We start from the raw sequence: 11,150 nt of genomic DNA on the forward strand, positions 1-11,150 counted from the left end.
CTCTCTTTTTTGTTCATTTAATAAGCTGCGTCTTGATAAAAATAATTTGGTGATAATACTTTATTTTTATAAGGCTTATGAAAAATATGTGTGGTAGCTGGTGAAACCGGTGGGATTAACCATGTCCAGTTCCCAGTCACTTCCCGGCCATTTTTTTGTTCTCTTTCTTCAAACAAGTGAAATTGCTGAGCAGCCGTATGATGATCTACAATGCTAACACCTTCTCGTTTGAAAGAAGAAAGCACCGCAACGTTTAATTCAATAATAGCTTTGTCCTTCCAAAGCGTCGCGTTGTAATCCATGTTCAATCCCATCATAGAAGCTATTTTTGGAAGTTGATTATAGCGATACGTATCCGCCAAATTTCGGGCACCAATTTCAGTCCCCATGTACCATCCATTAAATGGTGCTGCGACGTAATCAATCCCTCCAATTTCTAGCTTCATATCTGAAATCATCGGGACAGCGTACCATTTTAACTGTAAGTCTTCAAATTCAGGAAGTTCCGGATGCGTAATAGCTACTTCTTTCACTAAATGTTTTGGAATCTCAAACCATCGAGGTGACGCTTCATTAACTTGCAGGACCAGAGGAAGAACATCAAAGTGAGTTTTCTCACCTTCCCACCCTAGCTTTTGGCAAACCTCCGTGAACGCAACAGAATCAGGATCTCCTATCACACCATATTCCGTCTCGTACCCAGCATAGCGGATTAGCTGATGATTCCAGATTCTAACCGGTTCTTTTGCTTGCATTTTCGGTTTAAACACCGTAATAGTAGGCCGGATTTTCCCGTCATTTGTTGCATATTCAATATGATGAAACAGAGCGTCTCTTACCTCTTCAACTGTGCTCACCTCTCGCTTATCAAATACATTGAGCGATTGCCAAAATAGTCGTCCGATACATTTATTGCTGTTTCTCCAAGCCATGCGAGCTCCGTGCTCTAACTCTTCAAATGTATGATCATAATGTCCGAGTGACATAATTTGCTGATGAATTTCTTTTAATCGCTTGTTTTTTTCCACTTCGCTTTTTTCAAGTTCAGCGTAGCACGTCTCTATAAATACACGTGCTTGTTCAAATAATTCTTCTTGCTTCAACGTTTGTTCCCCCCTAGAAGAACAGATTTCATTCTTTTCGTCCACGAAAAGCAAGTTTCAGTATACCATTCTCATAGCGGAAACGCGCATCATAATGCTTTAATAACCTCTTTCAATATTAACCAAGTTAGAAGGCAATTCGCCTTGCTCAACTTTTTGCAGCGTTTCAACAAAGCACTCTACGGCTTCTGCAGGCGTAGTCACCGCCGAAATATGAGGTGTTATGATGATATGTGAATGATTCCACCAAAAAGATTCTTTCGTTAACGGCTCACGTTCAAATACGTCTATGTATGCTTTTCGAATACGCTTTTGCTCAATAGCCTCTACTAACGCATTTTCATCTACAGTTGCACCTCGTCCAACATTTATAAAGTATGCATTTTCAACTACATTCATCCATTTTGAATCAAAGTAGCTTTTTGTTTCATTCGTTAGCGGCATTGTACTAATAATCCAATCAGCTTCTTTTAGCAAGTCTCTCTCATTTGAAATCGAGACTACTTGATCAAATGACGGCTTTTCATTTCCACTTTTAGATACTCCTATCACTCGTACACCAAAAGATTTTAAAACGGTTGCAAGACGTCCTCCGATTTCACCTGTTCCATAAATGATGACCGTTTGAGCAGAAAGCTGCTGAGGCTCTACCGCTTTCCACTGCTTTTGTTTTTGCTGATGCTGAAACTGTGCGTGGTGCTGAAGTTCAGCTAGCATATAGCTAAGACAATATTCACTGATCCGCTGACCAAATGAACAAACCGTACGTGTTAACATCACGCTCTTTTTCCAATCCCCACTTTCTAAGAACCGATCAACTCCTGCACCGAGAGAATGAATCCATTTGAAGCTATGGTCTTTAAAGTAATTCGTTGGACCGAAGGATAAAAGCGCGTCAGCCCAGTTTAAATCTTCCATTGTAACGTCTTGCTCTTCCATAAATCGAAACGTCTGAGACAGCTGCTTTTGTTTGATTATCTCCTCCAGCTCCTTATGCATTCTTCCTGCCACTAGTATCGTATAAATGTTCATTTCTTTTCCCCCTGCCTTTTTATTCTTCTATATACTCTATTTGAATGATTCGATATAACCGTCCCTTCGTCATGAAGGATTTTCTACATTGATATATATAGTATGAATCAAGTGAAAGGAAGACGCGAGTGAATTTTATATGACTTTCAAGGCTGGAAAACTCATATGGATTTATGTATATAAGTTCGCTATAATCGTTATGAATCAATTTGTTTATAACGAAACGTACGATAGATATTTTAAAAGAAAAGGTGTGTCAGCATGAGTGTATTAAACGTAAAAAATCTAAGCCATGGTTTTGGTGACCGTGCGATTTTTAACGATGTATCATTTCGATTGTTAAAAGGTGAACACGTCGGCTTGATTGGAGCAAACGGCGAAGGTAAATCAACATTTATGAACATCATTACAGGCAAGCTAGAACCGGATGCGGGAAAAGTAGAATGGTCTAAAAAAGTGCGCGTTGGCTATTTAGATCAGCACACGGCATTAGAGCGCGGCCTTTCTATTCGTGATGTACTAAAAAGTGCTTTTCAATATTTATTTGATTTAGAAGCTCAAATGAATGGCCTCTATGAGAAAATGGCGGATGTATCACCAGAAGAACTCGAAAAACTATTAGAAGAAGTCGGTACGCTTCAAGACCTCTTAACAAACAATGACTTTTACGTTATCGATGCAAAAGTCGAAGAAATTGCGCGCGGATTAGGATTAGAAGATATCGGCTTAGATCGTGACGTACAGGATTTAAGTGGCGGACAGCGTACAAAAGTATTGCTAGCCAAACTATTGCTTGAAAAACCAGAAATTCTTTTACTTGATGAGCCTACAAACTACTTGGATGAACAGCATATTGAGTGGCTACGACGCTACTTGCAAGAATATGAAAATGCCTTTATTTTAATTTCTCACGATCTTCCATTTTTAAATAGCGTGATCAATTTAATTTATCATATGGAAAACCAAGAGTTAAATCGCTATGTAGGAGACTACCACGATTTTATGAAAGTATATGAGATGAAAAAACAGCAGCTTGAAGCAGCTTATAAAAAACAACAGCAAGAAATGGCAGATTTAAAAGATTTCGTAGCGAGAAACAAAGCGCGCGTGTCGACACGAAATATGGCCATGTCCCGTCAAAAAAAGCTGGATAAAATGGAAGTAATTGAACTAGCTCAAGAGCGTCCAAAACCAGAGTTTAACTTTAAGAGTGCTCGTACTTCAAGCAAATTAATTTTTGAAACATCTGATTTAGTCATTGGATACGAAGAGCCGCTTTCTAAGCCACTGAATCTAAAAATGGAGCGAGGTCAAAAGATTGCCCTTGTAGGAGCAAATGGAATCGGGAAAACAACTCTTTTAAAAAGTATTCTAGGAGAAATCAAACCGATTTCAGGCTCTGTAGAAAAAGGCGATTACCAGCATATTGGCTATTTCGAACAAGAAGTTAAATCAGCTAACTACAATACGTGTATTGAAGAAGCATGGAACGAGTTTCCTCACTTTACCCAATATGAAATTCGTGCAGCGTTAGCTAAATGCGGCTTAACAACCAAACATATTGAAAGTAAAGTAGAAGTTCTAAGCGGTGGAGAAAAAGCAAAAGTCCGTCTATGTAAGCTGATTAACAATGAAACCAACATTCTTGTACTGGATGAGCCTACAAACCACTTGGATGTAGATGCGAAAGATGAATTAAAACGAGCTTTAAAAGAATACAAAGGAAGTATCTTAATTATTTGTCACGAACCTGAATTTTATCAAGATGTAGTCACAGACGTGTGGAACTGCGAATCTTGGACGACTAAATTATTTTAAAAAAAACGGGTTAAAAGAGGCATATCTTTTAGAAAAAGTGGGAATGATAAGATTAAGTTCCCCCCCTTTGTGTGAGTAGCCATTTTTTAAATGGTTACTTTTTTTATGTATAGTCCTTTAATAAAATGGCTATATTGTATCTATACTCCCTAAACCCAAAAAGACCGCTGCAGTGATGCAGCGGTCTTTTCGTTGTCATGGTTTCATCTGTAGCCAGCTATCAAAATGATGAACAGCTATACTGCTTGGAGGGTTTTTAGCTTGACACTTCGTAAGCAACTTACCCAGCTCTTGCATCATCTTTTCTTCTCCTTTAGCAGAAAAAGAAATGTATTCCCCTTCATCTGAAGCCATCGTTTCTACCCCTATTTCAATCGGAGTGGATAGTACACGTCCCCACTTGCGTTCATTTTGCGTTATGTCAGCAATACCGTCTTCTTTATCTGCATGGTTTCGGTACGACATAATTGTGACTTCATCAGCGTACTGAATAATCCAATGCCCCAGCGAACCGGAACCGTTGCTATTTTTGAATAGAACTTCGTCAAACCAAAACGGTATATCTACAGCAAGCGGCAAGTGTAACTGACGAGACTGTACTGCAGCTTGAGAAATAACATATTGATACTGCAGAATACTTTTCGCTCGATTATTTTTCCAGCTTTTATACAAATACGGCTCTATATCTAAATGAACCCCTGAAAATTGCTGTTGTTCTTCCGCTTCTGCTTGGTAAGCTGTTATCCAATTAAAAAATGCGTCTTGCTCTTCTATACCAGAAGGCCCTATCCAAGAAGGAGCGCCGTCAAGTGCGTAGACATCTATACCCTGGACTTGCGCTTGTTGGATAAAATGCCTATATACAGAAGGTGAAAGATGAGCGTCAATTTGTAAATAAACCTTTGTCACCTTTTTTTCTTGAAGTTTTTCACGGATAGCTTCTTGGTCCAACATCCATTTCTTTGTATCCCACACCCACGTCGACAGCGGTATATTCATCTCTGCATTCACCTTTGATCCACATCCTGTTCCTTTCCCCATATTAAACAGCCATACAACCACCAGAAAAATAAGAACGCACTTGCTTTTCACACTCTATTTCCTCCTTTATACGAGCCAGAACTCATATAAAGAGAGTCTGGCAGCTTGGCAACTTTATGGTGAATTTCTCCCTTAGATCTGTAGCTTTCAGCAAACTCTCCCTTATCAATTTTTTCAGCCTAATCTTTATTTGTTCTAGCGGTTGCTTGATTTACTTCCCTGTATCTTTCTTATGGAATAAATATGCCTGCTTTGGATGGTTTGGCTGATTTGGATATTTCAACTGTAATTGTCCTTTTCGTAATAGCTTTGTTAAATAATTATTACGTACTCCATCCGGCGTTCTTTCTAGTAAATAAGCAAACTCTTTAAGCATGAGCGGTTTTTCTTTGCATAATTCAAGAATAATATGCTCCATCTGATTAGGCGAAAGCCGTTTTTTTTCACGAGCCAGCGCTGCAATATCCCATAGCTTCGTATCAATATCCTCACCATTCACTGAATTAGAAGAACCATCTTCCGATTCTTTATTATAGGAGCTTTGATAACTATTATAGGAGTAATCATCTTTATTATATGAGTTAAGTTCACTATTATAGTAGTTTTCTTCTTTATTATAGGAGTTATTATCGTTATTACATGAGTTTAACTCCTCTAATAAATCTTTATTATAAGAGTCTTTATTTTTATTATAGTAGTTATTTTCGACATTGTTTTCAGGTATGTTTTGATATTTTTCGACACTTTTAAAATTATTTCCCAAATCAGTTACAGACGTATGATAAGTGTCTTTTTCAGAAGAACTAATCTGTCTTTCTTGAGTGGACAGAGATAACGTGACTACCGTACGATGCATAGAAACATCTTGATCAACAGAAGGCTTTTTATAATGATGCAAGCTCCAGTTTTGCTTCACTTTTTTCAAGCCAGAGCCCGAACGTTCACATAGCCCTAGTAAACTGAATAGCTTAACGATATTCGGGTTTCGAAGCTGACTAACGGTTTTACTAAAAACTGAATCTGTAGGTACTAACAAAAGACCTGGATTAGAAAAAACGTAATGAGAAGGTTGCTTTTCTAAAATAACGCCGCCCTCGCCATTATAATCTGCATGAATAAGCATATTGATTAAAACTTCTGTTAAAGAGGAAGCGATTGACGACTGGGGTTCGCTATTGCGAACAATTTCATGAATATGGAAATAAAAATCGAAAATATTTCCTGACCACGTCCCGTCTTGAGAGGTAAAACGCTCTGTCCATTCTTCATTCCCTTTACTTTCCCGGTATTCTAAAAAGTATTGTGGTAAAACTTCTGTGATAATCCGTTCTTCACTGAATAAAAGCAGGCCTGCGAGCGTAACTCCTTCTTTATGGGTATCTCTTACCTTTCCCCATGCTCCTACTTTGTATAAAAACTCTTTTGTTTCAAGCGCATTCCAAGGATGAGCTGGTTTTACTTCAGCAAATCGATCCCGGTAGCTTTTGATCGTATCAAAATTTAATTCATTTAATCCATAGTGCTCTAGGATGAGATTATCTTGTAACATATTCAACTCTCCTATTATCTTTGTATATTTATTTAACAGCGCGAATATGCTGTTTCTTACCTCTTGTTACTAACGTACTAACTTTATTTATCTAGATGCCGCATAGATCCTGCTTCTGCCGCCTAATCTCTGCTACATCGATATATACACCTCATCTATTCTATCATTTTTTCTTTCTTCTCTCCTGCATTTTTCAATCTTCAACATAGCCGAGTTTATTGTGTAAAAGCTGTGGATATTTATCTTTATCCACAGCTTTTACACAACCTACAAACCCTTTTCTAGCTGTTTCAATATAAATTTGTTATAATACCCTTCATAACAACGGATTAAGTGAGGGATTACGTATGGAAAAAGCTACATTTGCAGGTGGATGTTTCTGGTGTATGGTTACACCATTTGAAGAGCTAGAAGGTATTCACGGCATTGTATCAGGATATATGGGGGGAACTGTGGATAACCCTACCTATGAGCAAGTAAAATCTGGCACAAGCGGTTATTACGAAGTGGTTCAAATCACATTTGACCCTGAAGTGTTTCCGTATAAACGTTTGTTAGATCTTTATTGGCCGCAAATTGATCCAACAGATGATGGAGGTCAATTCCAAGATCGAGGCTCGCAGTATCGAACAGCAATTTTTTACCATAACGATAGCCAAAAGCAGGAAGCTGAAGAGACAAAGCTAGAGGTCGCAAAAAGCGGACGTTTTAAAAAACCAATCGTGACAAGCATCCTTCCTGCCTCTGCGTTTTATGAAGCGGAAGAGTATCACCAAGATTTCCACAAGAAAAATCCAAAGCATTATAAAGAAGACCGCGCTAAGTCTGGTCGAGATGAGTTTATTCAAGCGAACTGGAAATAATTCTCATGTTCGAAACAAAGCCGCATAGCGTTTGCTATGCGGCTTTGTTTACCAATTATCTGTATAAGTTGCTGTTGTTGACGGCACGCTCCAATATTGCTGCGAAGGCTGCCATGCTTTTAACGAGCCATCAGCTCTCTTCACAATTGCTTTAAATTGAACATTTTGACTCGCAGGAAAATAGACGGTGCCTCTCCAATCGGCTGTAGATGAATTATATGTTAATTTAATTGGATAAAGGGACGTATCCCACTGACCTAGCTCAGCTCTGTCTCCAACAATATAAACCGTTTCTCCTACCGCAGTTGGCGCATTTTTTACTACAACCGTTTGCGCAACTGGTGTAACGCCCAGCGTATTTTTAAATTGCCCCATCAGCGTATCATTGTTAATGACATCGTAGAAACGAAGCAAAGTAAATCCTGCAAAATTATAGTTAAAGGCCATTTCAGCTGCTTTTTTATATTGATCTTCACTGCCTATAGTTAGAGCATTTTCCCCGTTTAAAACAATTCCTTTTGCATTCGCAATACCTGCTACTTGGCGTACAAGCGTCTTTGGCATAGAATATTCGGGATAACTTCCGCTGTCCGTCATTTCTAAGCACGTAAACGTTATATCTAATTTAGCTGTTTTAAAAGCGTCTAAAAGCGCATTGTAATCATTATATCCAGCAGGTTTTTCTGCAGCATGAGGAATCGTCGGATTATTATACTGCCAATGAATTCCCGCCACTTTTGCACCGATTGGTACGTTAAAGGTGGCATCAAAAGCCTGATGAGCTAACTGTCCAATACGTTTTGTGTGATCTTCCAAAGCTCCTTGATACCATGCTAAGAAATCTTTTCCATAAGCTGTTGAATAACCATCTTTTAAGAACTGATAGCCATCTGATGGCGGTAAAATTTGCGATGCAGAGGTTAAATTGGTTCCCCATGCCTGATTGACGCCGGCGAGTGAACCGTATTTAGTCAAAGCATATGATTGAAACTTGCTTTTGGCGAAGTTCGTATACACTTGAAATTTTCCTCTAGAAGGATAGCCGGTTCCGTCTGCTGCTGTATAGGACGGATAACGAATTTCACCTGCAGGGCCTCCGGATAAATAGATTTTAGCAATCACGTCTTTATAAGGTGCTAACGCTTGCGCAAATGCCGTATAGAGCTCTCCGTATTGCTTAGAAATAACGTCAGTTGCCAGCGGGCTTAGCGTTTCTTTATTTGTCGTACCTGTTTCAGATTTAAAGTAAAGGCTGTCATCACTTTTTAAGTTCCATACCCAAGACGGAAGCGGAACGTTACAATCATCTCCAACATTACCGCCGCACTGATGAGTAGAAATAATAGGAACGATCTTTATACCTGCATTACGAGCAGCTTGAGCAAAGCGCTGAGCATAGGAAAAATCAAACTGCTGATCGCCGTTCTTCTCCATATCTCCCCACCAGAAGTCTACTGTCACCGCATAAAATCCATTTTGTTTCGCTTTGCGTAAATCGTTCTCAAACGCTTCCCATGTTGTATAGTCTGTTACCTTTTTTAAAGGCGCCATTAAGTAGGTTTTGTAACCAGGATTCATTGATTTTCCATCTACGGCAGCCGCTCCATTAAGTGGATTCAAAATGAAAGCGTTAACAAAAATGAGCACCAAAATAAAAGCCAATCCTTTTTTACATAGCTGTTTCATAGCTTCCCTCCATTTTTTCAAAATCACCTATAGGTATTCGGCGGATTTTAGTTTTTTCCTTTTTCTTTTATAAAAAAAGACGCCCCGCCAGGACGCCTCCTACATTAGTTCCAAATCTCATTCACCCATTCAGGATGGTCAATAAACGGATTGCGGTTATGCTGATAGTCTGAATAAATAATATCATTTCTGCGTCGTTCTCGATCATCTACTGGATCTTCGGCGTTCCATTGAAGAAGCACAGATAATTTCCCATGATAAGGAGCAGTGCCATTATTCACTGTGTTATTAAGTTCTAAGTCAGGCTCATCACTTACATCGCCTTCATAGCGTACGGCCATATAAAACAACATACGAGCCACATCACCTTTTACTTCATCTCGAGGTTCCCATGAATCACTGTCAAAATAATTTCCGAGTGCCTCGCTATGTTCCGTCCCTCCGTTATCAAAATCTAAGTTTCCTCTCGTACCATTTACAGACACATCGGTTGGACGTAAATGATGAAGGTCTGTTCCAGGACCCATAGCTGTTCCAAAGTCCCCGTGAGACTTTGCCCAGACGTGCTCACGATTCCAATCGTCCACTCCACCTCCATTTGTACTCTTACTCTGTGAACGCCCCGTATAGAGCAAAATAACGTTATTTGCATTAGCTGGATCTTCATCCGTTTTCTTTAAAGCTTCCCATACGGCTGAATACGAAAGTTCTGTGTGATGGTCAATAATGTTATGAAGCTCTGTTTTTAAGGTGTTTCCTGTTTTTCCAGCTGCGGTACGATAATAGTCTTCTACTGGAACAGTTGGCTCTGTGGGGTCTGGAGTCGGATCAGTTCCTCCTGTTTCTGTACTGATAGAAGTAACTGATTTTATTCCCGGGTGTGAAAAGTAAGGGGTGAGTGTGCCCGTAACAGTAAGACTTTTCCCTTTTAACTCCGAGCGACTTTGAAGTCCAAATGTACTTCGCAAATTTGAAGGAATTTGAACGTATACCATCTTGTCTGTGTTGGTTTCATTTGCACTGTCAGCGAGAGCAAGTGCATAATCGTTTGGGTAATTGCTCGTAATAACTGTAGATGTGCCTGTAGGTTGACCTACTACATATCCTTTAACAGCTTGTACACTATTGTTTTGATTTTCAAGAGCTTGTGACACAGATAAAGATGCCGCTGCTTGACTAACAGGAGTTAAGCTCACTACAAGAGCAAAAACAAGCAGGGACATTACCCATGTTTTTTTACACAGAGCATGTAATCTCACTTTTTTATTCCTCCTTATGATAGGTTTAAAAACTCGTTTCCTTCCACCTCTTTATATTATTTTTTCACTGTGAATTCCCTGCCTGTTTTTTGTTAAGTTTTATAGTGAAAAAGATGTGTTCTTCTTTACAGTGGCGGCTGCTTTATGCGAAGGGTTATATTTTTAAAAGTCCACACTGGAAAAAGCATTATGTGTCTTTCTTTATATATGGTATAATCAACCGAATCGTAAAAGAGCTTATACCATTTCAGAAAATGAAATGATTTAAATAGAAATGAGGATTGTCTATGCTTAGTTTTGACGAAAAATTAGCTATTATTTCATCGTTTCCAGAGCTGCATCGAAAAGATGTATCTTTAGGACGCGTGAATTTTCATTATGAAGAAAGCGTGTACGATAAAACGGTTGTTGTGCATCATCTGCATCCTAACGGAAATGGATTTGTATATGCAGGTTTTTTAAAAGGATATGAAACAAATGACAAAGGTCTTGTGAATATCCGTGATTACACTGAAGAAGATCTTCGATCAATTATTGAAGCTTCTATTGAATCTTTGTCTACCCTTCCTGATACAGCTAGAGAAGAAGCTATTGTAGGGAATGGAAATGAACAGCGCTGGAACGGCCCAGACAATGCAACGCTTTTACTTGTTCATGAAGATGACCTGTGGAATATTTATTCTGGCTTGAATTTAGAGGCAGCATTTTTATCTTACGAAGAAGCAGAAGATTATTTGTTTGAAGAAGGCTTCCGCCGCCTGTAAATTTACGTCTATACGCAAAAACCTCGCTGTTGATT

Annotated in this window: 9 protein-coding genes; 3 read left to right on the forward strand and 6 right to left on the reverse strand. The window is 38.9% G+C overall.

Annotated features, from left to right (window positions below):
• Positions 1 to 17: 17 nt before the first annotated feature.
• Complete coding sequence (locus tag ACNHOZ_RS24620) at positions 18 to 1,103, reverse strand: nitric oxide synthase oxygenase (RefSeq protein ID WP_048021587.1); 1,086 nt, start codon at positions 1,101 to 1,103, stop codon at positions 18 to 20.
• 99 nt (positions 1,104 to 1,202) lie between these two features.
• Positions 1,203 to 2,135: a D-2-hydroxyacid dehydrogenase gene (locus ACNHOZ_RS24625; protein WP_048021589.1), complete on the reverse strand. Its 933-nt coding sequence runs from the start codon at positions 2,133 to 2,135 to the stop codon at positions 1,203 to 1,205.
• Between the two features lie 261 nt (positions 2,136 to 2,396).
• Between ACNHOZ_RS24625 and ACNHOZ_RS24630 the strand changes: the two genes are divergently transcribed.
• A complete protein-coding gene (locus ACNHOZ_RS24630; protein WP_048021590.1) occupies positions 2,397 to 3,953 on the forward strand; it encodes an ABC-F family ATP-binding cassette domain-containing protein in 1,557 nt (518 codons plus the stop codon).
• Between the two features lie 195 nt (positions 3,954 to 4,148).
• On the opposite strand, the gene ACNHOZ_RS24635 is transcribed toward ACNHOZ_RS24630, so the two are convergent.
• Both ACNHOZ_RS24635 and ACNHOZ_RS24640 read right to left on the reverse strand, forming a co-directional pair.
• Positions 4,149 to 5,045, reverse strand: a complete 897-nt coding sequence (locus ACNHOZ_RS24635; protein ID WP_048021592.1) for a hypothetical protein — start codon at positions 5,043 to 5,045, stop codon at positions 4,149 to 4,151.
• A gap of 160 nt (positions 5,046 to 5,205) precedes the next feature.
• Entirely contained in the window at positions 5,206 to 6,543 is a 1,338-nt protein-coding gene (locus tag ACNHOZ_RS24640) for an ATP-binding protein (RefSeq protein WP_048021594.1), read from the reverse strand.
• A 347-nt stretch (positions 6,544 to 6,890) separates the two neighbouring features.
• On the opposite strand from ACNHOZ_RS24640, the gene msrA reads away from it, so the two are divergent.
• The gene (msrA, locus tag ACNHOZ_RS24645; RefSeq protein ID WP_028412466.1) at positions 6,891 to 7,406 is read left to right on the forward strand and encodes a peptide-methionine (S)-S-oxide reductase MsrA; all 516 of its coding nucleotides are present in this window, start codon (positions 6,891 to 6,893) and stop codon (positions 7,404 to 7,406) included.
• A 48-nt stretch (positions 7,407 to 7,454) separates the two neighbouring features.
• Here the strand turns inward: msrA and ACNHOZ_RS24650 are convergent, their stop codons facing one another.
• Both ACNHOZ_RS24650 and ACNHOZ_RS24655 read right to left on the reverse strand, forming a co-directional pair.
• Positions 7,455 to 9,092 (reverse strand): family 14 glycosylhydrolase, encoded by a 1,638-nt coding sequence (locus tag ACNHOZ_RS24650; protein ID WP_033580731.1) that lies wholly within the window; start codon positions 9,090 to 9,092, stop codon positions 7,455 to 7,457.
• 104 nt (positions 9,093 to 9,196) lie between these two features.
• Positions 9,197 to 10,351 (reverse strand): endonuclease, encoded by a 1,155-nt coding sequence (locus tag ACNHOZ_RS24655; RefSeq protein WP_033580730.1) that lies wholly within the window; start codon positions 10,349 to 10,351, stop codon positions 9,197 to 9,199.
• A 287-nt stretch (positions 10,352 to 10,638) separates the two neighbouring features.
• Here ACNHOZ_RS24655 and ACNHOZ_RS24660 point away from each other — a divergent pair, with 287 nt between their 5' ends.
• Entirely contained in the window at positions 10,639 to 11,115 is a 477-nt protein-coding gene (locus tag ACNHOZ_RS24660; RefSeq protein ID WP_028412469.1) for a hypothetical protein, read from the forward strand.
• Positions 11,116 to 11,150 lie beyond the last annotated feature (35 nt).

This window comes from Priestia sp. D51 (genome assembly GCF_053345675.1).

Bases quoted from the DNA above. Each gene is read 5' to 3' on its own strand.
- ACNHOZ_RS24630 (WP_048021590.1), top strand. From the start codon at position 2,397: ATGAGTGTATTAAACGTAAAAAATCTAAGCCATGGTTTTGGTGACCGT.
- ACNHOZ_RS24650 (WP_033580731.1), bottom strand. From the start codon at position 9,092: ATGAAACAGCTATGTAAAAAAGGATTGGCTTTTATTTTGGTGCTCATT.
- ACNHOZ_RS24625 (WP_048021589.1), bottom strand. From the start codon at position 2,135: ATGAACATTTATACGATACTAGTGGCAGGAAGAATGCATAAGGAGCTG.
- msrA (WP_028412466.1), top strand. From the start codon at position 6,891: ATGGAAAAAGCTACATTTGCAGGTGGATGTTTCTGGTGTATGGTTACA.
- ACNHOZ_RS24660 (WP_028412469.1), top strand. From the start codon at position 10,639: ATGCTTAGTTTTGACGAAAAATTAGCTATTATTTCATCGTTTCCAGAG.
- ACNHOZ_RS24640 (WP_048021594.1), bottom strand. From the start codon at position 6,543: ATGTTACAAGATAATCTCATCCTAGAGCACTATGGATTAAATGAATTA.